This window comes from Streptomyces sp. NPDC048392 (genome assembly GCF_043200575.1).
Taxonomy (GTDB): Bacteria; Actinomycetota; Actinomycetes; order Streptomycetales; family Streptomycetaceae; genus Streptomyces.
Window position 1 is genome coordinate 170,173 of the sequence record NZ_JBICYB010000013.1, and the last position, 22,730, is coordinate 192,902.

Here is a 22,730-nt window from a genome sequence, read left to right on the forward strand (position 1 = left end):
ATTCCGGTTCCGGGTCTTCCGTTGTTTGTGGGGTCGGCCTTTCATTCGCTGATGACCGCTTCGCGCTGACCGCTCCGTGGTGACCGCTTCGCGCTGACCGCTCCGTGGTGACCGCTTCGCGCTGACCGCTCCGTGGGGATCGCCCATGACAAAGAGGGAGCGGCCGGTGCCGGGGTCTGTGATGGAACCCCCGCCCGTCCGGGGCGGGCGCTTCGACCGGACGGGCGGGGAGTCGGTGGGGCCGGGGAGCCGATGAGCCGGGCCCGGTCGCTACGGCGTGGCGCAGGCGGCGCCGTTCAGGCGGAAGCCGGCCGGCTCGGTGAACGTGCCGCTGTAGGTGCCCTGGAAGCCGAAGGACACGCCGGCGCCGGGTGCGATCCGGGCGTTGTGGCTCACGCCGGTCGCCGTGACGCTTCCCGCGGACGGCGTGACGGACGCGTTCCAGGCGTTGGTGACCCGCTGACCCGAGGGCAGGGTGAAGGCGAGCTGCCAGTTCTCGACGGGAGCCGTGCCGGTGTTGGTGACGGTGGCGTCCGCGGTGAAGCCGCCCTGCCAGACGTTCGTGCCGTACGACACCTCGCACGCCGGCACGTCACCCGGGTCGCCGGGGTCGGGGTCCGTGCCGCCCGGGGTGCCGTCGGTCTCGACGGTGGAGGAGAAGGAGTTCACGGCCAGTCCGGCGCCGTTCTGCCACGGCTCGAACCCGGCCTGAACGCTCGTCAGGTACCAGTCGTCCTCGGCCAGTCCGCGCGCGACGGTCGCCCGGACGAAGTCCATGACGTCGAAGTTCCAGCTGGTGATCGCCGACGGTGCCACGAACGACAGCACGTCGTTGGTGCCGTTGCCGCCGCTCCACACCTCCCAGGTCCGGCCGCCGACGGTGGCCGTGCCCACCGGTGAGCCGATGGGCTGGACCGGGCCGACCCGGTTGAACCAGATCATGATCTCGGTCTGGTTGACTCCGTCGGTCCGTGCGGTCGGGTCCAGCCATATGTCGTACGAGGCGTTGTAGACGGCGTCGCCGACGAAACCGTACGAGATGCCGGACGGCGCCTCGGAGACGGTGTCGAGCCGGGCGGGGAGGTCGGTGCCCGGTGAACAGTTCGTGTAGTGGCAGCCGTTGAAGATCGACGGGTACGACTTCGGGGCCCCGTTGGTCGACGCCGAGCCGTCGGCCTGCGTGACCCGGAAGCCGCTGTCGGTGGCGGTGACGCACTGGGTGGCGCTGGAGCCCCAGCGGTTGTTCTGGACGACGTACCGTCCCTGGACCGTCGTCGTCCCGAACGGTTCGCAGATCATGGTGTCCGCCTGGGCGGGCGCCGCCGCCGTCACGAGCGACGCGACGAGGGCGAAGGTCGCGAAGGCCGCGCTCAGGGCGCCTGAGAGACCACGCGGGGCGCGGACTCGGGGCCGTAACGTTCGCATGGGGGCCTCTCCGGGAGTGGGCGGGGGGAAGGAGGGGCCGGCGCGGGAGCGCTCCCAACTCCCCACTGATGGGAGCGCTCCCACTTACCGGTTGATTGGGGACTGTAGAAGCCGTTCATGTTCCTGACAAGACTGTGCGCGCCAGTGTTGTCGAACGAATCTCGAAGTTCCTGGTGAGAGACGCCTCGCCGGGAGCGCTCCCGGCAGGTGGTCGATCAGGCGGAGTCCCGGAGCACCAGCTCCGTACGGAGAATGACGTGCCGCCAGGCGACAGCGGAGTCCTCCATCTCCTCCAGCAGCAGCCGCACCATCGTGCGGCCGATCTCCTCCAGCGGCTGCCGGACCGTCGTCAGCGGAGGGTCCGTGGGCCGGAACGGCTGGAAGTCGTCGAAGCCGATCACCGCGACGTCCCGCGGCACTCGCCGTCCCGCGGCGCGCAGCGCGTTGAGCGCCCCGGCGGCCAGCGTGTCCGAGGCGGCGAAGACCGCGTCGAGCTCCGGGTGCCGGGCGATCAGGTCGGTCATCGCCCGGCGCCCGCTCTCCTCCGTGAAGTCGCTCCCCTCGGCCACCAGTGATGATCCGGCCACCACCCCCGCCTGCTCCAGGGCCTCGCGGTACCCGCGCAACCGGCACTGGGCGACGTACATGTCGAGCGGCCCGCTGATGGCCGCGATCGCGGTCCGGCCGTCGTCCAGCAGGTGGGTGACCGCGCCGCGCGCGCCTCCGGTGTTGTCGGCGTCGACGTAGGTGACGCTCTCGTCGCCGGAACGCCGCCCCAGCATGACGGTGGGCAGCCCCGCCTTGGCGAGCATGTCCGGCAGCGGATCCTCGGCGTGCACAGACATCAGCAGCACGCCGTCGACACGGCCGCCGCGCGCGTACTCCACGAACCGCCGGCGCTCGGTGTCCGTACGAACCAGGGTGAGCAGCAGTTGTACCGGGGTGTCGGAGAGGGCGTCGCCGACGGCGTGGACGACCTCGGTGAAGAACGGCTCACCGAACAGTCGCCAGTCCGGCTCCGTCATCACCAGCGCGACTGCGTCGGCACGGTGACCTGCCAGGGAGCGGGCCGCGAGATTGGGGACGTAGCCCAGTTCGGCGATGGCCCGCTGGACGGCACGGCGCGTCGAATCCCGCACACCGGCCGCGTTGTTGACGACCCTTGAGACGGTGCCCCGCCCCACACCGGCGAGGGCGGCCACCTCCTCGAGCGTCGGCGTACCGGGACGCTGCCTGCCCATCTCCGCCCGCCTTCCCCCACGAGATCATCCGATACTACGGTGACCCGTCCGGCTCAGCGGGGCGATCGTGCGGGTGGCGTCGGCCGATCGGCTTGTTCCGCGGTGTGCGGCGGGACCGTGGTGGCCGGGACCGCGGGTGTTCGAGAGGTGGGGCCGACGGGGCTCGCTCCCAGGCGGCGGCGCCCAGGACGCGGCCGGGTTCCTCCGTGCGGACGGCCGCGCCGAGCCGGGCGAGGACCGTGGAGGGGCGCTCGGCCTCCCGGCCCTCCGCCGAACCGCCCCCCCCGCGCAGGTCGCGGAAGGCGACGAGCAGGGCCTCCCAAAGCGCCTCGTCGATCCGGAACGGCGCGCCGGCCCGGACTCCGGGCGAGCCCACTGACAACGCCGCGAGGGTACGGGGCCGCCGGGGGAGGGCGGTCGGATGGCCGTCAGTTGTCCAGGCGGACCGGCATCAGCAGCGAGAACGTTCCCTCGTCGTCGGCCCGGCGGACCGCGAGCGGTGCCGTGGGGGCGCCGAACTCCAGGACGAGCCGGTCCCGGTCCGCGGCGTCGAGCGCGTCCAGCAGGAACCCGCGGTCGACACCGACGTCGCTTCCGTCGTCCCCGCCGCCGTCCCCGTCCCCGCAGACGGTCACCGTGCCGTCGTCCGTCGTCCTGAGCACGCTGACCTCCTGCGCGGCCCCGTCGCGCCCGCACGCCTCGCCCGCGCGGACCGGGCCGGTCTTCAACGCCCGCCGGAGCGCGGGCACATCGACGACGACCGGCCGCCCGGACGGCAGCTGGACGAGACGACGGTAGTCGGGGAATTCGTGCGCCAGGCGCCGCCCGGACGCCTGGCGCTCCCCTGCCTCCAGCGTCACGCGGTCACCCTCCACGGCGAAGCGGGCGGGTTCGCCGTCATTCAACAGCGCGCGCATCGCGTCGACGAGCGGGGAGGGCACGACGACCTGTTCGCGGGGTCCGCCGTGCCCGGCGACGGCCGTGCGCGCGACGGCCAACCGGTAGCGATCGGTGGCCACGAGGTGGAGCGCGTCGCCCTCGACGTCGAACAGGACCCCGCCGAGCATCGGCAGCTCGGGATCCGAACCGGCCGCGAAGCGGACCGCGTCGAGTGCGGCCGCCAGTTCGGGCGCGGGGAGGGACAGTCGGACGGTGATGGCACGCGGCGAGGCGGACATGGGGTTCTCCCTGTGATCGAGTATCGCTCCGAGCGTGGAGAACTCGTCGTGGGCCTCGGCCAGACCCAGTTCGAGGCGGCGCAGGTGCGCCCGGAGAAGCCCGCGCACGAGGTCGGTGTCCGCGCCTGACCAGCCGGCCAGCACCAGCCGGATGTCCGCCAACGGCATGCCGGCTCGCCGCAGCCGGGCCAGCAGCCTGGCCTCGTCGAGCTGCTCGGGGGCGTACCAGCGGTAGCCAGTCACCGGATCGACCCGGGCGGGGACCAGCACACCGGCACCGTCGTAGAACCGCAGGGCACTCACGCCCAGTCCGCTGTCGCGGGCCAACTCTCCAATGCTGCGCATCTCGCTCTCCACGTCGGGGACTCTGGGCCCTTGACCAGGTCGAGGGTCAACTGCGGGGCGATTCCGGGACACCGTCGGGGCGATTCCGGACTCGGGTCCGGCCGGCGTCGGCGCCGCACGGCCCCGCGGGTCGCCCACCGTGATCCTCTCGCACCGACGCGACCCGCCCTCGCCGCTCCTGTCTGCCGTTCTTGCGCCGTGCAGAAGCCCAGCACCGTCACTTTGGACGCCCCCGCGGCGACACGGAGGCCGCCTCTCATCCGGGAGCGGCTCGACCTCGCCTTCATCCACCGGGCCGTCGCCCCGCCGCCGTGGCGGGGCTGATGCCGCGGGGCACCGTTCCCGACACGCACGGCGGGCTCACGTACGTGGGGCTCGTCGCTTTCCGGATGAACCGGGTCGGATGGCTCCGGCTGCCCGGCATCCCGTACCCGGGCTCGTTCCCGGAGACCGACGTGCGCCTGTGCGGAGTGAACAGCGCTGTGTGCGGCGTGCTGTCCCACCGGTGTGGTCCCCGCCGCCCTCTTCCCGATGGAGCCCGACTATCTGCCAACCAGGTGAATGGAAATCTGTCTCGGCTGGAGTAGACATTCCCGCTCCCCGTGGTTATGGTTTCTCACGTAGTCGAGATCAGGCAAGGCCCGGCAGACACGAACTGCCGGGCAGTAGTACAGGAGTTCGCACGACGGTGCGGTGGTGGAGTTTCGAAGCCAGAGCAGTTGTACGACGGTGACGGGACTGACCGCCGGACCGGGTGGCCCGCAGTGATGAGGGGCCGCCGTGAGCGGTACCGCAACACCAGTTCAGTAAGTGCGGTTCGCACGACCAGCAGTACGCAGTTCCCGCTCAGCAGGATCAGAGGGAAAGAACGGAGGAGCCAGGCGCCATCTGGATCGCCCGGGCTGACGTATTGAGCCCGGGTACCGCAGGACATCGACAGTGAGGTGGTCTCCGGTCAAGCAACCGCGATCCCCGCACGCCCGGCGGCAGTTCAGCCAGGTCTGCGGAAACAGCAGGCCGACGCAGGATGAGGGTCGGCAGATGGTGTAACAGTTCCTTCGGGGCCCTGGTGCCATGGCGCCAGGGCCCCTCCACGTGTTCGCTCGAACTCGTCCGGCCACCGGTGCGCGGCAGGTGCATGAGGGCAGCCTCCGCACACGATTGGCCCGACTCCCTTTGCGCAGGAGGATGTGGGTACCCAGGGTGGGACCATCGGGCTGGTGAGAGGAGCGACCATGACAGCCCTCTTCGCGGTGCGCAGGCGGTGTGCTCTCGCGGCGAGCGCGCTCGTGCTGGCCATGACTGCGAACGGATGCGGTGGGGACGACGAGTTCTCCCTCCCCGACTGGGAGGCGCCGGGGCAGAACGGTCGTGTCGGCGATCTGATGATCCGGTATGCGCATGTGGCTGAACCGAAAGACGAGCCCTGGCAGTCCGGAGACGACGTCCCCGCATATGTGTGGCTCTACAACAAGGGCGACAAGGCCGACAAGCTAGTGGGCGCCGAGACACCGGCCGCGGCCTCGGTGGACCTGGTGGACGCCGACGGCAAGGTGCTGACCGGCGGGGTCGAACTCCCGGTGGGCCGACTCGTCCAACTGGAGCCGGGCAAGACACACCTGGTGCTGCGCGACGTGAACCGGCAGATCAGGGGCGGCGACTTCATGGAGTTCACCATGCGGTTCGAGAAAGCCGGCACGACCACCTTCAACATCCAGGCTCAAGTGCCCACCTACGAGGAAAGCCCTTCGCCGACCGGGTGAACCGCTCGTGACGCCGACCGTGAGGCCCCGGGCGCCCCGCGCCTCGCGGCGTTCGGCACGGGCGCTCGGACGGCGGTGGGGCAGGGCCGGTGGCTCTACCGTCGCCACCCTGCTCGGCCAGCGCCTCGGTTCGCCCTGCTGAACCGGACGCCTGACCGGACGGGCCGTGACTCCCGCCGGACGGACGTCCCGGTCACCGCCTCACGGACCAGCTTGACCGGTCACCGCCTCACGGACCAGTGGCTTGGGCGGATGGTTACAGCGCCGGGTCGCGCTCCTCGCCCCGCCCCGGCCGACGCTCCCCGCACAGCTTCGCCTCCGGGTGCCGGACGACGCGGTGGGCGCCGAGGAGCCGCAGACGCAGTCCCGCGCGGTCCACCCCTCGCTCTCGCCCCGGGGATTCCGCAGGCGCCCGCGAAAGTCCGGGCGTTGATGCACGTCCAGCCGCCGCACCGAACGCGTACTCGCACGGCGCCCACGGAGGGCACGCGGCGTCGGGAGCCGCCGTCGGCACCTCGGCTCTGTCGTTCACGGGCCGGGGCCTTCCGTCGGTATGGCCCGGAACCGCGCAGGTCACCCGGCCGGCCCACGGCCCGCCGAGCGCTGCCGCCCCCTGCGGGCGGCCTGTAGCGAGGCCAGGGCGAACGCGCAGGCGACGCAGCAGTCGCCGAGGGCAGCCGCGCGCCACCGGTCGCTGCGCAGTGCCAGACCGGCCATGCTCGCGGCGTGAAGGGCGTCGGGTACGGCGCTCCACCCGGGCGGCACGGCGTCCCGTGCGGTGGTGATCCCCTGCAGGACATGCCGCACGCCGAGCGCGCGCACCACCATCCGGCCGGCCGGAGTGGAGGGGGTACGGGGACACCGGCGCAGCACGAGGCGGGGGGACAGCGCGAGTACGATTCCCCACGCGACGCGCACGGCCGGCTCGGATACCACGGCGCGGTACCTCACGGCGAAACCGTCGCGTCGGCCGGAGACGAAGGAGAGGGCGCGTCCGTCCGGCTGTCGAGGACGTTCCCGGTCACGGCGTCGACCACGTACACACGTCGGTGCCCTGGCTCGATGGTCGCGACGGTGACGAGCCACTCGGCCCCGTCCTTCCTGTCCTTCGCGAGCCTGACGTCGGTCACCTTGCCGTAGTGCGGGCTCTTCACCGCCGTGGCCGCCGCCTTCTCGGCCGCCTCCTCCGGAAGCACCTTCGCGTCCTCCACCAGGGCCGCCCTCTTCTCCTTCTCCGCGGGTGACTGGCCGGGAGGCACGGAGGTGCCCAGCAGCCGGCCGAGAACGGCGTCCACACGCACGACGTGCACGGTGCCGTCACTGGTGGCCACCTCGGTATGCCACTCGGGGTGCGGCCCGGACACCTGGCGCAGCCCGATGGAGAACAGTCTGCTCTCGGGAACCTCGTCGAGTGCCTTGCGCACGGCACGGTCGAACGGGAACTCCACCTGCCCCAGCACTTCCGGACGGCTGGTGGCGGCCGGACCGCTGCACGCGGCGAGGAGCGCCCCCATCAGGGCGAGTAGCACGGCGACGGGTCCAGGCCCCCGGCATGGAGGAGCGGTCCGCCGGAATGAGCGAGCCATGTGCTGTCTGCCTTCCTGACGTGTGGCAGTTCCTGTTTCGACGAGCGGGGTGCGTGCCATCACCGCTCAGCCGTCGTCCGGGGCCTTCCGCCCCTCCTGCGCGCCTTCCGCTCTCGGAGACGTCACCCACGTGAGCAGCGAGGCGACGGCCAGCACCAGGGACAGACCGGTCAGCATCCCGTACAGCGGCGGACCGGGGCGGGAGATACCGGAGGTGATCAGAAGCGCGGTCGCCGCGGCCGGCGGGTGGGGGGCGTTCAGCACGTGCAGCAGCAAGAGCGTCACGCCCACCGCGATGGCCTGCGCCAGAATCTGCGTGGTGGTGTCGTGTTGCCGTACCACGATCGACGGGTGGTTCCACAGACCGAAGGCGGCCAGGCAGGCGAGGCCGACGCCCACCGCCGAGGCATGGGCGAGCACGGCGTGGCGCAACCGCGGGCCCACAGTGCCGGGATGAGCCAGCAGTACGTACGCCGTCGGCCCGATGGTCGTCGTCAGAGCCACCCAGCCGATGAGCCGCCCGCAGAAGCCGACGCCCACCAGCAACAAGACGGACAGCACCGACAGCCGCAGGCCGGCCGCGAACCGGTCGCGCACGGGCGCGCGGGGATCCGGACGTGCGACCCGCAGGGCCCGGCCCAGCGCCCGCGCCGTCACGGGTGCCCGCCGCGGGAGCCGGTCGACGCGCGTGCCGCGTGCGTTGTCACAGGTCCCTCCTTCTGGACAGTGCCGGTCGTCCCCTCGGCCCCACGGGCGTCGGGAGGGGGGCGCGCCGGCCGCTCGCGGGACGGGGCGAGAGTCCGGCGACGGGGACGCCCGGTGGCCTGCGGCTGCCCTGCGGGCCCCGCTCGGGCCCGGTCCGGCCGCGGGGAGAGCACGGCGAGGCGAGGAGGCGTTCGGCAGGTCGGCATCGGCATCGGCAGCGCGCGGACGGATCGCCGCACGACATCCCGTCCGGGCCCGGCCGCAGCGCACCCGACGGCGCCACGGCACCGTGCCACGGGCGAGGAACGCCTCGCCGCCTGCCGGGCCGGGCCCGCCTCCGCGGTGGCCGCGGCAGCGGGCGCCGTGTGCGGCGGCGGAGTGACCGAGCTGCCGGGACGAGCCGGTTCCGCACGATGACGGCCCCCGCCCCGGGGACGCGTGGGCCGCGCGGCGTCCGAGTCGCGTAGCCCGCGCGGGCGTTGCACGGGCGCGCCGTCGCGCGGCGGCTCGTTCGTCAGCAGACCCTCGCGGAGCCGGTCGAGGCAGCGGCGCAGGATACGCGAGACCTGCATCTGGGAGACGCCGATGACGTCGGCGATCTGCTGCTGGGTCCGCTCCCGGTAGAACCGCAGGTGGAGGACGTGGCGGTCGCGTTCCGGCAACTGCTCGACCAAAGCGGCCAGGGCCACGGTGTCGACGACCCGGCCGTAGCCGGTGTCCTCGGCGCCGAGCAGGCAGGAGAGCGGGTCCTCGTGGTCGCGCGCCGCCGGCTCGTCGAGAGATCGCGGACGGCTCTCGTGCAGGGCCCGCACGGTGGCCCGCACGAGTGCGGGGTCGAGCCCCGTGTGCTCGGCGATCTGCTCGGGAGTGGGGGAGTGGCCGTGAAACCGCTGCTCCAGTTCCTCGACGGCCCGGACGACCTGCCCGCTCGCCTCCTGCAGGGCGCGGGGGAGCCGTACGGTGGCGGTGCGGTCGCGCAGGTGCCGCCGCAGCTCACCGGTGACCTTGGGCAGCGCGTAGGACAGGAAGGCGTGCCCCAGCGTCGGGTCGTAGGCGTCGACGGCCTTGATCAGTCCCAGCGAGGCCACCTGTACCAGGTCGTCGGGGTCCTCCCCGTACCGGTGGAACCGCCGCGCCACGCGGCGGGCCATCGGCAGCAGCAGCCGGATGACCCGCTCCCGCAGTGCGGCACGCTCCGGCCCCGGCGGTCGGCGCGCCAACTCCAGCAGCAGGGCGTCCAGGTCCTCCGGGGACGGCTGCAGGGGCGCGGCACCTCGGTGCGTCCGGAGGGACACGGCGGTTGAGGGGAGCATGGGCCTCTGTTGGTTTCGGGCTGGCACGTGGTTTCGGGCCGGACGCGAGGGTGGCAGTCCTGGCAGGCACCGCCCTGGGCGGTGGCCCGGCGCCCGTCGGTCTTTGAGTGACCCGGCGGCCACCCCACGAAACACGGAGTCATCCTTCGTCACCGGACCCGGCCGCCACCCGGGTGAAGGCGATCGTGCCGCCCCCGGTCCCGGAGAGTGGCGAGGCGGACCGCTCCGTTCGCGGGTCCGGGCGATCGGTCCACAGCCACGGCACAGGGGTGTCCGGGGGAGGTCGTCACGACGCCGGTCGCTACTGGCCCGCGTCGCCAAGCCGGTGGCGGGAATCGCCCGCCGGCGCCCGCCGCCCCGCTTCGCTCACAAGACCCACCAGGCAGCCGAGCTCCTCCCCGCGCGCCGTGCGCGGGCGGCAGGGCGGACATACCGTGACGAGAACTCCGCCGAACGATCGAGAGCGGTTCGCATGGACGGTTCTGTCGGGCGCCTGGCACACGGAGTGCGTGCCTCCCTGCGCAACAACGGACAGGCGTACGGCTACTCGGTGGCCATCACCGTCGCCGCGGCCCTGCTCAACACCGAGGCCAGGGTCCCGGGGGCCGCACACCTGGTCTACTTCGCGCTGGGTGCCGCCGTGGCCTTCAGCCTCCTGCAGGCTCTGGCGTCCGCCGGATTCCGCAAGCCGCTGGAGCCGGAGCCCAGCACGGTCACGGCCATGGGCGTGTCCCTGAGCCTGGTGTCCGTAGGGACGTCCGTGGTGCTTGCCTGGGGCTGCGCCCACTTCGTCGGCGGGGTGGTGGCCTGGCCGGTGACCTCCTTCACCGTCTCCGTCGTCTACCTGTTCGTGGCCGGACTCGAACTCGCCCTGGCGGAACGGGCCCAGGCGTCCTCCTCGCACGGAGAAGAGGTCGAGGAGCAGACGGCCGAGGAGGAAGAGGGGCATCAGGACGACCCCGCACAGGAGTAGGCCGCTGCGGCCGCGCAGGGTGTAAGAGCGTCGGGCCCGGGCACTTCGCCCAGCGGTGTGTCTGCTCGCGGACCGTCAGGCTTGCCCGTAACGTCCGGTTAGCCTCGTTCGCGGTTTGAGACGGGAGTGATCGGATGGTTGTCGGGGGTGCTGCCACGACGGACGGTCGTGTTCTTCGCCGCCGCGCGCGGCCGGCAGGGAAGGCGGCAGGGTGAAGCAGCGTCACATCTTCGGCGACCTCTTCGCGCTGGAGTCGATCGTCGCGGGAGTGGTCTTCCTCATCGTGTCGGCCATATTCGGCTACGCGGTGGTCCGGCGACGGGCCGCACGGCGGGTCACACCCTCCGAGCGAGCGGAGCGCCCCCGTCTGGAAAGCTACTACGTGGGGGTCCTGGCCGTCTTCGCCGTGTTCCTGGTGGGGTGGACGGCGTGGCAGAACCATCGCGAGCACGAGACTTCCCCGCGCCCGCCCGTACGCGTGGACGTGACCGCGCGCCAGTGGTGCTGGACCTTCGCCTACCCCCAGTCGGCCGAACGGCGCAGCGTCTCCGGGACCTGCCGGGGCGACGACCTGCCGACCCTCGTGGTGCCCACCGGACGCCCCGTGGAGATCCGGTTGACCTCGCGTGACGTCATCCACTCCCTGTGGGTGCCGCACTTGCGGTACAAGATGGACGCCTTCCCCGACCACGTCAACACCTTCACCCTCACGCTGGACCGGGAGGGCCGCTGGGTGGGCAAGTGCGCCGAGTTCTGCGGCCACCTCCACTACGCGATGCACTTCTGGATCAAGGCGGTGTCACCCGAGGAGTACGACCGCTGGCTCCAGCAGGGCAGCGGGCAGGAGGCGGCCGTATGACCTCGGCGCCGCCTGCCACCGAGAACGAGACCGCCGGACGGCCGGTCGCGCCCGGCGGCTGGCTGGGCTGGGTGACGAGCACCGACCACAAGCGCATCGGGCTGCTGACCGTCGGCACCTCCCTGGTACTGCTGGTCCTCGTGGGTATCCTCGCGCTGATCATGCGGGCGCAGCTCGCGCAGCCCGAGCAGGAGCTGGTGGGCGTGGACACCTACAACCAGCTGTTCACGATGCACGGCTCCGGCATGATCTACATGGTGCTCACCCCGTTCGCCATCGGGCTGGGCGTGTACCTGGTACCGCTGCAGATCGGTGCGCCGGCGATCGCCATGCCGCGTATCACGTTGTTCGGCTACTGGCTCTACGTCGTCGGCGCGGTGGTGATGCTGAGCGGTTTCGCCACCTCGAACGGGGCGCACAGCAGCGGCTGGTTCTCCTACCCGCCGCTGGCGGACAGCGTGTACACACCCGGCGTGGGGTCGGACCTGTGGATCGTCGGGGTGGGACTCGCGACGACCGGGACCATCGTCATGGGCTGGTCCGTGCTGTGGACCGTGCTGCGCAAACGCGCCCGCGGGATGACGATGCTGCGGCTGCCGGTGTTCTCCTGGTCGATGATCGTCACCTGCCTGATGGTGATCGGTGCCTTCCCGGCCCTGCTCGCCGCCCTGGCCCTGCTGGCCGCCGGGCGGGTCGATCCGTCGATCTTCCAGTCCAACGTGTGGAACATCGGCTACCAGCACCTCTTCTGGTTCTACGGTCACCCCGTCGTCTACGTGATGTTCTTCCCCTACCTGGCGGCGGTCGCCGAGGTGCTGGCCGTCTTCTCCGGCCGCCGCTTCTTCGGTTACAAGGGCACGGTCGTGTCGCTTCTGGTCTTCGCCGCCCTGTCGATGAGTGTGTGGGGTCACCACATGTTCGCCACCGGACAGGCCACCAACGACTACTACTCGCTGACCTCCATCGCCCTGCTCGTCCCCGCGGGTGTCGAGTACTTCGCCATGCTCGGCACCATCGTCGGCGGTCGCATCCGGTTCTCCACGCCGATGATGTTCGCCCTGGCGTTCGTCCCGCAGTTCCTGATCGGCGGCCTGACCGGGATCATGGTCGGCACACCGGTCATCGACTACCACGTCACCGACAGCTACTTCATCGTCGCCCACCTGCACTACGTGTTGTTCGCGGGCAGCGGCTTCGGGCTGTTCGCCGCGGTCTACTTCTGGTTCCCGAAGGTGACCGGCGTGATGCTCGGGGACCGCGGGGGCCGTCTGCACTTCTGGCTGCTGGTGATCGGCACCAACCTGACCTTCCTGCCCATGTTCGCCCTCGGCTACCTCGGCATGCCCCGCCGGGTGGCGACGTACGCGGACTTCGAGGGGTTCGGCGTGATGAACCTGCTGTCCAGCATCGGAGCCGCGTTCCTCGCCGCGGGCATGATGGTGTTCATCGTCAACGTCCTGTGGACCCTGCGCCGGCGGTACCTGGGCCGCGCCGACCCGGCGCCGGACGACCCCTGGGGAGGCCACAGCCTGGAATGGGCCACCGCCTCACCGCCGCCGCGGTTCAACTTCTCCACCGAGTACCCGCTGCCCCCGGTCACCAGTTTCGCCCCGCTGCTCGACCTGCGGCAGCGGCTGGGCCGCGAGGTGCCGGACCCGGCTCCGGGAGGCAAGTCGTGAAACGGCTCGTGTCGTTCACGGTCGTGGCCGGATGGGGCGGACTCAACGCGGTGCTGCTGACGGTGCTGGCGGTCTACGGTGAGAGCGCGCTGGTCTTCTGGCTCTGGGGAGGCGTCGTGGTGCTGCTGGAGCTGACCGCCCTCGCCGTGTTCGCCTCGTCTCGCCGAGGGCCCGAAGAGCACACCCGCTACCGGGTACCGGAACGTGCCGCCGGTGCGGCGGCCCCTGCCGCCGTCGGCGTCCTCCTGGTGGCGCTGACGTTCGTCTACGGCATGTGGCTGCTGGCGCTCGGACTGCCGTTGCTGGCCGTGGCGGGCGCCATGGCGGTGCGCGGCACGACGGTGCGGGAGGAGTGACGCCGGTGGACCACTCGACGCACGCGGTCCACCTGTCCTCCGTGGCCCTCATGGCCTGCTCGGGGTTGGCCCTGGCCGCCGTGGTACCGGGCCTGGTGTGGTTCTCGCGGCGGTCCCCTCTGTGGGAGCGGGTCAGCGTTCACCCGGGTGCGGCCCTGCCGTTGCTGGTGCTGCTGCACGCCTGGGCGGTACTCGGTGACGTACTGGGGACGACCCCCGCGGGCGGGCATCTCGTGACGGAGCCGGTGCTGCTCGCGGGCGCCGTGCTCTTCTGGGTGCCGGCCGTGGCCCGCACCCGGCACCGGCTCAGCGATCCGGGCCGCTGCCTGTACCTGTTCCTGGCCGCGCCTCTGCTGGATCTGCCCGCGCTCGGCGTCATCGTCGCAGGGCACTCGGCTCAGGGCATCGCGATGATCGTCGGCATGCTGCCGCTGGGCGTCATCGCGGCCGCCCTCACCTGGACCTGGATCACACGGGAGGACCGGGAAGACCACGAGGCCCGGGAGACGCCACCGCTGCCGGCCCTGGGGAAGTAACCCGGGCCGACGCGCCCGACGCGCCCGACGCGCCCGACGCGCCCGACGCGCCCGACGCGCCCGACGCCCCCGTCACCCGCCCCCGTGACCCGCCCCCGTGACCCGGAGTGTGCCGCGCGCCGGGGCCGCCCCGGCCCCGGCCGGCGGACGGGTACCGGCTGTGCCCCGCCCGACCCGGCGCTCACGGCGGTGCGCCCGCTCGAACGGCATGGATCACGCTTGGTCCGCCGTCTCCTCCTCACCAGGTGCCGCCCGCACGGCCTCGATCCGGCGGTGCTGCCACTCGGTGACCGGCAGCTCGACCCGCTTGCCGAAGTACCAGCGGCTCAGCGCGTTGCGGATGCGGTGCTTGCGGAACCAGCGCCACGCCTCCGTGCCGTGCCCCCGGGGCCGGGGCTCGTCGCGGACGAGGATGCGGTACGCGTCGGCCGCCGGCAGCGGCGTGCGGACCTGCCGGTAACCGGCGTCGTCGGCCCGGCGCACCTCAGGCGTCGCCCGGCCCTGGAGCAGCCGCCGCCGGTCGGCTGCCTGGAGACCGAGGCAGGCCCGTTTGGTGAGGTGATAGGCCAGGAAGGGCCCGAGGAACAGCGCTACGCGGCACGTGTAGGTCACGAGTTCCAGTCGCACGTGGAAGACCAGGGCGATGACGTCCTGTCCGCCGGCCAACAGCAGGACACCGTAGGCGGTGACGGCCGCGACACCCAGGGCCGTGCGGGTGGGCTGGTCGCGAGGCCGGTCGCACAGATGCTGTTCGGGCAGGGGCCCGGTGATCCAGCGCTCGAAGAACGGATAGCTGTACAGAACGACGAAGAGCGTCGTGGGCAGCACCACACCCGGCAGGAAGACGTCCCACACGACGGTGTGACCGGCGAAGTTCGTCTCCGCGGAGGGCATCAGGCGCAGGGCGCCCTCCAGGAAGCCCACGTACCAGTCGGGTTGGGCGTCGATCGAGACCTTGTCGGGGCGGTACGGACCGAAGTCCCAGATCGGGTTGATCTGCATCAGGGCGCCCATCAGGGTGAGCACGCCCCCGACGGCGAACATCAGACCGACCGACTTGGCCGTGTACTGCGGGTAGAACGGTTTGCCGACGACGTTGTGATTGGTCCGGCCCGGGCGGGCCCACTGGGTGTGCTTGTGGTAGATGACGAACGACAGGTGGGCCGCGACGAGAGCCAGCAGCAGTCCGGGGATCAGCAGGACGTGTGCCACGTACAGGCGCGGGATGATGTCTGCTCCGGGGAACTCCCCACCGAAGACGAAGAACGACACGTACGTGCCGACGATCGGAATCGAGAGCATGATGCCCTGGGCCGTGCGCAGCCCGGTGCCCGAGAGCAGGTCGTCGGGGAGCGAGTAGCCGCAGAAGCCCTCGAGCATGGCCAGCAGAAACAGGGTCACCCCGATGGTCCAGTTGACCTCGCGGGGCCGGCGGAACGCACCAGTGAGGAAGATGCGCAGCAGGTGCACGCCGATGGCGGCGACGAACACCAGGGCGCCCCAGTGGTGGATCTGCCGGATGAGCAGCCCGCCGCCCAGATCGAAACTGATGTGCAGCACAGAGGCGTACGCCTGTGACGTCATCACGCCCTGCAGGGGGACGTACGAACCGGTGTAAGGCTGCTCCGCCAGGCTCGGGTCGAAGAAGAAGGTGAGGAACACACCGGTGACCACGAGCACCACAAGACTGTAGAGGGCGATCTCGCCCAGCAGGAACGACCAGTGGTCGGGGAACGCCTTGCGCAGGAACACCTTGCCCGCCGAGGAGAGCGGAAGACGCCTGTCGAGTGCGCCCACCACCCGTTCTCCTCGCGTGGCCTGTCCAGCAGTGTGGTTCCCGTCCCGGACCGCCACGGTGCGCCATCCTCCCGCCGTTCAGCCGTACCGACTGCAAGCTGTTCATGACTCGTCGCTCATCGCTCGTGTCGAGCCTGGCACGGGTCCCCGAGGTGTGCGCGGCCGAAACGGCGGCCGAGGGGAAACAGGTTCGTCCGCACCCGGGGACACTCCGACGGTCCGGCCGTCCGGGGCCGCTCCCGTCGGGGTGCGCTCTTGTCGCTCGGGAGGGACGACCGGTGAGTACGCACGAGCCGACGCGTGCGCCGTCCGTAGGCCAGCGAGGTGTCCCGGGCCGGACCGAGGACGAGGGAGCAGCGCGGCCGAGGTGACCGGTCATGACCCGCGAGGCCGTGGGAAACCGCGTGTCCGTGCCTGATCGCCGCGGTCGCCGCCGAGGGGAGTTCGACCGCTCGCGCGTTCCCGCCCGGGGACACACGGTCGTGACATCCGGTCACCACGGGAGAGAGGCGTCACAGCGGAGGGCCGTCATGGATCCCGTCGGCCTGCCCTCGCCCGTCGTGGGCAGGTGCCACAGGTACCAACCGGCGCGGGCGCGTCCGAACGGGCTCCGCGTGCCCGCGCCGACGGCATGATCCGTCGCGGCGCGGGTACTGGCGGGGTCTGCTCGACGACGGTTCCCGGCCGAGCTGCTCGGCCGGGCCGGCACCGGACACAGCCCTCGCACCTGGCACCGGTCGCAGCGCGGCGCCCTCCCCGTGGTCGCCGACGTCGCGCAACTCGTGGCCCGGCCGATGCCGCGGCCTCCCCGGGGAGGCCGCCGAAGGGAGTGAGGGGAGTACATGGAGGGAGTCTGGTCGTTCGGACTGGCGGTGCTGGTCGTGGCACTGGCGGGCTTGGCGGCGCTGGGGTCCAACCGGGTGAGCGAACGCGCCCGCATCCCGGCCCCGGCGTTCTTCCTCGTCGGCACCGCCGTGGCGGTGGACGTCTTCCCGGAACTGAGGAAGCTCTCGACGGCAACGGTGCAGGACATCGTCACCATCGCGCTCGTGGTGCTGCTCTTCCAGGGCGGCATGGACATCGGCTGGCGCCGCCTCAGGCCGGAGATCCGCGCCATCCTCTCGATCGGCGTGCTGGGCACCTTCGCCACCGCCGGTCTGCTCGCCGTCGCGGCTCACCTCCTGCTCGGGCTCGACTGGCGCACCGCCCTGCTGCTGGGCACCGCACTGGCGCCGACCGACCCGGCCGTCGTCTTCTCCGTCCTCGGCCGCCGGAAGATCACCGGCAGGACGGGTGTCCTGCTGCCCGGCGAGTCCGGCGCCAACGATCCCGTGGGCATCGCCCTGATGGCCGGTCTGCTGGGCATGTCGGCCGGGTCGGCGCTCGACACGGCGGGCCACACGGCGCTGATCTTCGTGCAGGAGATGGCCATCGGCGCGGTGATGGGAGCGGCGGGCGGCTGGGGGCTCAAGTTCCTGATGCGCAAGGTGCCGCTGCCTGCCGAGGGTTTGTATCCGCTGCGCACGCTGGCCGGAGCGTTCGCGGTCTACGGGCTGACCACGGTGGCGCACGGTTCCGGTTTCCTGGCCGTCTTCGTGGCCGGTGTCCTGCTGGGCGACATCCGGGCCCCCTACAAACGGGAGATCGAACGTTTCCACACGGCGCTCGGCAGTCTGGGGGAGATCGTCGCCTTCGCCGTACTGGGACTGACCGTGCCGCTGTGGACGTTCACCAGGGAGGGAGCGTGGACGGACGGTCTCCTCCTGGCGGTCCTGCTGGCCTTCGTGGTGCGGCCCGTCGTGATGGCCGTGCTGCTGTGGGGGATGCGCCTGCGCGTGGGGGAGAAAGTGTTCCTCGCCTTCACCGGGCTGAAGGGGGCGGTCCCGGTGCTCCTCGGCAGTTACCTCGTCAGTTCCGGAGTCGCGCAGGCCGACCGCCTGTACGACGTGGTGTTCGTCGTGGTCGTCTTCTCGGTCATCGTGCAGGGCTCGCTGGTGCCCACGGTGGCCCGGCTGTGCCGGGTGCCGATGCGGTCCGTGGAGCTGGAACCGTGGGCCTTGGGCATGCGCCTGAGAGACCGCCCCGAAGGGGTCGCGCGACACGTGGTCGAGGAGGGGTCCGCGGCCGATGGAAGCAGGGTCGACGGGCTGGACATCGGCGAGGGGATCTGGATCAGCATGGTCGTCCGCGAGGGCGGCATCGTTCCCGTGCGCGGGGCCACGCGGTTGCGGGTGGGCGACGAGGTACTGCTCATCACCGGTGACAGTGACGAGGAGTGCGCCGGCCTCTTCACCGCGGGGCGGGAGTGATGAGCCGTGCTGGGGAACGGAAAGCACACCACCGACCAGGAAGGGCCGTGTTGCCGGAGCCGCCGATGACCAGGTGGGCCAACGGGAGGTCCTGAAGCGGGTGAGGCTCGACGATGAGCAGGCCGGCGGCGACTCGCGTTCGCCGGCCCCGGCTCCGGTCAGGGCGAAGGGGCCGGGCGGGCCCCGAAGGTGAGACTCGGGTCTGCCCTTCGGGGGTGCCCGCTCCGGCCGGGCCCCCGTGAGTCAGGAGCGGGCCGCACGGATTCCGGCCGTGGTGACGGCTGTTGCGAGGGCAGCGGCTGCCGAGATGCGCAGGGCACGTTTGCGCCATGGCGGAGCCGGGCGGGAGGGGCCGGCCTTCTCGGGTCGGCCGGACCCGGCGTGTGCCCCGTCTTCCCGGGCGAGTTTCATGACCTCGGCGACGTGCAGTGCCTCGCGGCCCGTGCCGGCGTCCTTGATCTGGGTCTTGCAGGAGAAGCCGTCGGCGACCACGACGCAGTCGGTCTCGGCGTCCCGGACCGCGGGCAGCAGCGCCTGTTCACCGCAGTCCATGGAGATGTCGTACTTGCCGGACTCGAAGCCCCAGGACCCCGCCAGGCCGCAGCAGCCGCCCTGAAGGTTCTCGACCTGGAGGCCCATGTCCTCCAGCAGTTTCCGGTCGGGGCTCATGCCGCCGGTGGCCCGCTGGTGGCAGTGACCCCACAGGAGGGCCTTGCCGTCGAAGGCGGGCGGCTTGATGGCGTAGGTCTGGAAGAACTCGGCGAAGTGGAACGCGTTGCGGGTGAGCCGCTTGGCGTCGTCGTCGTGCGGCAGCAGCTTGGGCAGCTCGTCCTTGAAGACGGCCAGGCAGCTGGGCTCCATCCCGACGATGGGTGTGCCGGCCCGCAGTTCGGGCCGCAGGACGTCCAGAACCCGGCGCAGATAGCGTTCGGCGGCGTCCAGGAAGCCGTAGTCGTACAGCGGCCGGCCGCAGCAGATGTGCTGCTCGGGCATGATGACCCGCCAGCCCGCAGCCTCGATGGCCTCGACGCAGGCCACGCCGACCTGGGTGTGGAAGTAGTTGTTGAAGGTGTCGGGAAAGAGGACGACGGGCCGTCCGGTCGGGTTGGCGCTGCCGCCGCGCCGTGCGAACCACTCCTGCAGGGTCATCGGCGCGAACCTGGGCAGCGGACGCTTGCGGTCGATGCCGGCGACCAGCTTGGCGAGCTGCGACAGGCCGGGAGCCTGGGTGGCGACGTTGGCCAGCTCGGGGATGTGCGAGGCGATCCGGGCGGCCTGGTCGATGAAGCCGAAGGCGTAGGCGTGGCGCGGGCGCCACCGCCGGGCCGACTTGAAGTGGTGGTGGAGGAACTCCGCCTTGTAGGTCGGCATGTCGACGTTGACGGGGCAGTCGTTGGTGCAGCCCTTGCAGGCCAGGCACAGGTCGAGGGCGTCCTTGACCTCCTTGGACTGCCAGCCGTCGGTGATGACGTCGCCCCTGAGCATCTCGTACAGCAGGCGGGCCCGGCCGCGGGTGGTGTGCTTCTCCTCGCGGGTCACCTGGTAGCTGGGGCACATCGTGGTTTCGGCCTGCGGGACACGGCACTTGCCGATGCCGACGCAGCGCAGGGTGGCGTGGGCGAAGTCGCCGCCGTCCTCCGGATAGGCGAACTTGAGGGGGACGCGGGGCGGGTTGTAGTCGGTGCCGAGTTTGAGGTTCTCGTCCATCCGGTAGGCATCGACCACCTTGCCGGGGTTCATCTTGCCCTGGGGGTCCCATACGGCCTTGAACTTCCGCATGGCCTGCAGCAGTTCGCTCCCGTACTGCTTTTCCAGCAGTTCGGCGCGCTGCTGGCCGTCGCCGTGTTCGCCGGAGACCGATCCGCCGAGGGCGACGACCAGGTCGGCGGCGTCCTCGATGAAGGCCCGGTAGGTGGCGATGCCGTCGGCGGTACGCAGGTCGAAGCTGAGCCGGCAGTGGATGCAGCCCTGGCCGAAGTGCCCGTACAGGGCGCCCTTGATGCCGTGCCGGTCCATGACCTCGCGGAGTTTGGGCACGTACTCGCCGATCCGGCTGGGCGGGACGGCCGAGTCCTCCCAGCCCGGCCAGTGGTCCTTGCCGCTCGGCGGGAAGGCGGTCGAGCCGAGACCGCCCTCCCGGATCGCCCACAGGTGCTCGCTGGTGCCGCCCTCCTGCTTGCTCCTGGCGATGCGGATGCGGTCGCGGGCGTAGCCCTTGTCGTCGGTGAGCCACTCGATGAACCCGTGGGCCTGCCCGACCGACTCCTCCTTGGTGTCCGCGCCGAACTGGACGACGAGCCAGCCTCCGCCGCCCAGGCGCGGCAGCTCCTTGATGTCCTCGACGTGCATGTTCTGTTCCTGCTGGTCCCGGATCAGCTCGTCGTCCAGGGCCTCAAGGCCGATCGGCCGCCACTTCTCGATGATCTCCTCGCAGTGCTCGGCGGCATCGGCGAGGTCGTCGTACTCCACGACCACGGTGGTGCGCTCCAGCAGGGCGGGGGTGAGCTGGAGGACTGCCTGCAGCACCGTGGCGCAGGTGGACTCGGTGCCGACCAGGGCGCGGGCCACGTTGAAGCCGCGTTCGGGCAGGAGTTCGTCCAGGTTGTAGCCGGAGACCCGGCGCGGCACCTGCTTCTCGGAGGGGAAGCGGGCGCGGATGGTGTCGGCGTACTCGTCGCGCAGGTCGCGCAACGCCGCGTAGATCTCGCCCTTGCGCCCGCCCGCGGCGATGATCTCGTCGAGCTGCTCCTCCTCGTTCACACCGACCCAGAAGCGTTCGCCGTCATAGGTGACGACCTCCAGGGCCGCCACGTTGTCGCTGGTGCGCGGGCCGGGTCCGTACAGCTGGGACTGCACCGAGTGGATGCCGCAGGAGTTGTTGCCGATGTTCCCGCCGATGACGCACCGGGAGTGGGAGGAGGGGTCGGGGCCGAAGACCAGGTTGTACTCGCCGGTGTGGCGATTGAGTTCCTCGTTGATGACGCCGGGTTCGCAGGTGACGAGGCGGCGCTCGGGGTCGATGTCCGTGATGGTCGTCAGGTATTTGGAGTGGTCGATGACGACGGCCTCGTTGACGGTCTCGCCGGACAGGCTGGTGCCGCCTCCGCGGTTGAGGACGGGGGTGTCGAAGCGATGGCAGATCCTGTGCACCGCCACCACGTCGTCCAGGGTGCGCGGGACCACGACACCGATCGGCACCTGCCGGAAGTTCGAGGCGTCCTGCGCGTACAGTCCGAGCGAGCCGGCGTCGAAGCGGACCTCGCCGTCCACTGCTTCGCGCAGGGCCTGCTCCAGTCTGCCGACGTCGATGGTCTGCCGGGCGCGTGGCGGTCCCGCGCTTTCCGGGTGGGTCTTGGTGGGTACGTCGCGCGTTGCCTTCGCCATCGGGTTCTCGTATCTCCTCGTGGTAAGTGGGGCCTGTTCAGGACGGTCGCGTGCCGTATACGCGATAGGGCTCCGCGTCGGCCCACTTGACGTCCAGGCCGAGTCCCGGCCGGCCCGTGTCGGGGGAGAGGGCGCCGCCGTCGGGGGACAGAGTGCCGTCGAACAGCAGTCGCTCGACCCGCACGTGGTCGTGGAAGTACTCCAGGTGCCGCAACCGGCGTACGGCGCAGAAGGCGTGGGCGGAGACGGCCGGTGCGCAGTGGGCGGACAGGTCGAGATGCTGGGCGGCCGCGAGGCCGGCGACCTCCAGCACGCCGGTGATGCCGCCGCACCGGGTGACGTCGGCCTGGAGGCAGTCCACGGCCGGCCCCTCGACGAGGTTGACGAAGTCCTGGGAGGTGAACGCGTACTCTCCCGCCGTGATCTCCAGCCGGGCCGGTCCCCGCTCTCGCAGCATCCGCAGTCCCTCCAGGTCCGCGGAGCTGACGGGCTCCTCGAACCAGCGCACGTCCCACTCGTCGTGGAACCGGTGGGCCCAGTACAGGGCCTCCTTGCGGCCGAGCGCACCGTTGGCGTCGGTGAACAGTTCCGGCTCGTCGCCCACCGCCCGCCGTACGGCGGTCAGGCGCCGCGCGTCGGCCTCCGGTTCGCGCGATGTCTTGAGTTTCACGCGAGGGATGCCCTGTCCGACCCACCCGGCGAGCTGGTCGGTGAGGCGGTCCAGGGAGTAGTTGGTGAAGCCGCCGCTGCCGTAGACCGGCACCCGGTCGTGGAATGCCGGCAGCAGGTGGACCAGCGGGAGACCGAGCAGCCGCGCCCTGAGGTCCCACAGCGCCACGTCGACGGCGGACAGGGCCATGGCGCCGACCCCGGGACGCCCGGCGTTGCGGATCTGCGCGCCCATCCGCTGCCACAGCGCCGCCGGCGAGGAGACGCTCGCCCCCTCGATCACCGGGACCAGCTTCGAGTGCACGAAGGCGGCGGTCGAGGCGTCGCCGTAGGTGTAGCCGAGGCCGGTCCTGCCACCGGCGTGCACCCGCACCAGGACGAGGGTCGTGGAGTCCCACTCCAGGGTGCCGTCCTGTTCCCTGCCGTCCGGCCCGTCGGACGGCACCTGGAAGGCGTGCACGTCGACCGCGTCGACCGTGTACTCCTCCCGTGCCGTCGTGTCACCCGCCATCAGTGGCGTCCGGGGAGGTGCTCGGCGTATTCGGTGAGCTTCTGGCGTACGCCCTTGGTGGCGATGCCGGTGAGTTCCGGGTCGTGCAGTGCCGCCTTGAT

The 22,730-nt window shown here is 71.3% G+C and carries 19 protein-coding genes and 1 pseudogene; 8 read left to right on the forward strand and 12 right to left on the reverse strand.

Features of this window, described 5'->3' with window-relative positions; genetic code table 11:
* Positions 1–270: 270 nt before the first annotated feature.
* The 4 genes from ACGFYH_RS19680 to ACGFYH_RS19695 all read right to left on the reverse strand — a co-directional run bounded on the left by ACGFYH_RS19680 (position 271) and on the right by ACGFYH_RS19695 (position 4,189).
* Entirely contained in the window at positions 271–1,425 is a 1,155-nt protein-coding gene (locus ACGFYH_RS19680; RefSeq protein ID WP_393804403.1) for a cellulose binding domain-containing protein, read from the reverse strand.
* Between the two features lie 215 nt (positions 1,426–1,640).
* Positions 1,641–2,666 carry a LacI family DNA-binding transcriptional regulator gene (locus tag ACGFYH_RS19685; RefSeq protein WP_393804404.1) on the reverse strand — a complete coding sequence of 342 codons (1,026 nt, stop codon included), beginning with the start codon at positions 2,664–2,666 and terminating at the stop codon, positions 1,641–1,643.
* 34 nt (positions 2,667–2,700) lie between these two features.
* Positions 2,701–3,048, reverse strand: coding sequence for a hypothetical protein (locus ACGFYH_RS19690; RefSeq protein ID WP_393804405.1), 348 nt, complete (start codon positions 3,046–3,048; stop codon positions 2,701–2,703).
* Between the two features lie 46 nt (positions 3,049–3,094).
* Positions 3,095–4,189 (reverse strand): MerR family transcriptional regulator, encoded by a 1,095-nt coding sequence (locus tag ACGFYH_RS19695; protein ID WP_393804406.1) that lies wholly within the window; start codon positions 4,187–4,189, stop codon positions 3,095–3,097.
* Positions 4,190–4,387: 198 nt separating this feature from the next.
* Here ACGFYH_RS19695 and ACGFYH_RS19700 point away from each other — a divergent pair.
* Both ACGFYH_RS19700 and ACGFYH_RS19705 read left to right on the forward strand, forming a co-directional pair.
* Positions 4,388–4,668: pseudogene (locus ACGFYH_RS19700) on the forward strand (DUF2071 domain-containing protein); the annotation flags it as partial.
* A gap of 756 nt (positions 4,669–5,424) precedes the next feature.
* On the forward strand, positions 5,425–5,952 hold the full coding sequence (locus ACGFYH_RS19705; RefSeq protein ID WP_393804407.1) for a copper chaperone PCu(A)C: 528 nt from the start codon (positions 5,425–5,427) through the stop codon (positions 5,950–5,952).
* Between the two features lie 256 nt (positions 5,953–6,208).
* On the opposite strand, the gene ACGFYH_RS19710 is transcribed toward ACGFYH_RS19705, so the two are convergent.
* The 5 genes from ACGFYH_RS19710 to ACGFYH_RS19730 form a co-directional block, all read right to left on the reverse strand.
* A complete protein-coding gene (locus tag ACGFYH_RS19710) occupies positions 6,209–6,331 on the reverse strand; it encodes a hypothetical protein (protein ID WP_393804408.1) in 123 nt (40 codons plus the stop codon).
* Between the two features lie 194 nt (positions 6,332–6,525).
* Positions 6,526–6,888, reverse strand: coding sequence for a hypothetical protein (locus tag ACGFYH_RS19715; protein WP_393804409.1), 363 nt, complete (start codon positions 6,886–6,888; stop codon positions 6,526–6,528).
* Between the two features lie 11 nt (positions 6,889–6,899).
* Entirely contained in the window at positions 6,900–7,481 is a 582-nt protein-coding gene (locus ACGFYH_RS19720) for a PepSY domain-containing protein (RefSeq protein WP_393804410.1), read from the reverse strand.
* Between the two features lie 123 nt (positions 7,482–7,604).
* Positions 7,605–8,195 (reverse strand): HPP family protein, encoded by a 591-nt coding sequence (locus ACGFYH_RS19725; protein ID WP_393804411.1) that lies wholly within the window; start codon positions 8,193–8,195, stop codon positions 7,605–7,607.
* A complete protein-coding gene (locus tag ACGFYH_RS19730; RefSeq protein ID WP_393804412.1) occupies positions 8,192–9,538 on the reverse strand; it encodes a sigma-70 family RNA polymerase sigma factor in 1,347 nt (448 codons plus the stop codon). Before ACGFYH_RS19730 ends, ACGFYH_RS19725 begins: the two co-directional genes overlap by 4 nt.
* Before the next feature lie 490 nt (positions 9,539–10,028).
* On the opposite strand from ACGFYH_RS19730, the gene ACGFYH_RS19735 reads away from it, so the two are divergent.
* From ACGFYH_RS19735 to ACGFYH_RS19755, 5 genes are all read left to right on the forward strand, one after another.
* A complete protein-coding gene (locus ACGFYH_RS19735) occupies positions 10,029–10,529 on the forward strand; it encodes a hypothetical protein (RefSeq protein WP_393804413.1) in 501 nt (166 codons plus the stop codon).
* 211 nt (positions 10,530–10,740) lie between these two features.
* Positions 10,741–11,388 carry a cytochrome c oxidase subunit II gene (gene coxB, locus ACGFYH_RS19740; RefSeq protein WP_393804414.1) on the forward strand — a complete coding sequence of 216 codons (648 nt, stop codon included), beginning with the start codon at positions 10,741–10,743 and terminating at the stop codon, positions 11,386–11,388.
* On the forward strand, positions 11,385–13,067 hold the full coding sequence (locus ACGFYH_RS19745) for a cbb3-type cytochrome c oxidase subunit I (RefSeq protein ID WP_393804415.1): 1,683 nt from the start codon (positions 11,385–11,387) through the stop codon (positions 13,065–13,067). The genes coxB and ACGFYH_RS19745 overlap by 4 nt, the downstream gene beginning before the upstream one ends.
* A complete protein-coding gene (locus tag ACGFYH_RS19750; protein WP_393804416.1) occupies positions 13,064–13,423 on the forward strand; it encodes a hypothetical protein in 360 nt (119 codons plus the stop codon). The genes ACGFYH_RS19745 and ACGFYH_RS19750 overlap by 4 nt, the downstream gene beginning before the upstream one ends.
* Before the next feature lie 5 nt (positions 13,424–13,428).
* A complete protein-coding gene (locus tag ACGFYH_RS19755) occupies positions 13,429–13,959 on the forward strand; it encodes a hypothetical protein (RefSeq protein WP_393804417.1) in 531 nt (176 codons plus the stop codon).
* A gap of 213 nt (positions 13,960–14,172) precedes the next feature.
* Here the strand turns inward: ACGFYH_RS19755 and ACGFYH_RS19760 are convergent, their stop codons facing one another.
* Positions 14,173–15,759, reverse strand: coding sequence for a cytochrome bc complex cytochrome b subunit (locus tag ACGFYH_RS19760; protein ID WP_393804418.1), 1,587 nt, complete (start codon positions 15,757–15,759; stop codon positions 14,173–14,175).
* A gap of 839 nt (positions 15,760–16,598) precedes the next feature.
* Here ACGFYH_RS19760 and ACGFYH_RS19765 point away from each other — a divergent pair.
* Positions 16,599–18,065, forward strand: coding sequence for a cation:proton antiporter (locus ACGFYH_RS19765; protein ID WP_393804419.1), 1,467 nt, complete (start codon positions 16,599–16,601; stop codon positions 18,063–18,065).
* Positions 18,066–18,308: 243 nt separating this feature from the next.
* On the opposite strand, the gene ACGFYH_RS19770 is transcribed toward ACGFYH_RS19765, so the two are convergent.
* Together ACGFYH_RS19770 and ACGFYH_RS19775 are read right to left on the reverse strand one after the other, a co-directional pair.
* Positions 18,309–21,449, reverse strand: coding sequence for an FAD-binding and (Fe-S)-binding domain-containing protein (locus tag ACGFYH_RS19770; RefSeq protein ID WP_393804420.1), 3,141 nt, complete (start codon positions 21,447–21,449; stop codon positions 18,309–18,311).
* Between the two features lie 37 nt (positions 21,450–21,486).
* Positions 21,487–22,629, reverse strand: coding sequence for an enolase C-terminal domain-like protein (locus ACGFYH_RS19775; RefSeq protein ID WP_393804421.1), 1,143 nt, complete (start codon positions 22,627–22,629; stop codon positions 21,487–21,489).
* Between the last annotated feature and the right edge of the window lie 101 nt (positions 22,630–22,730).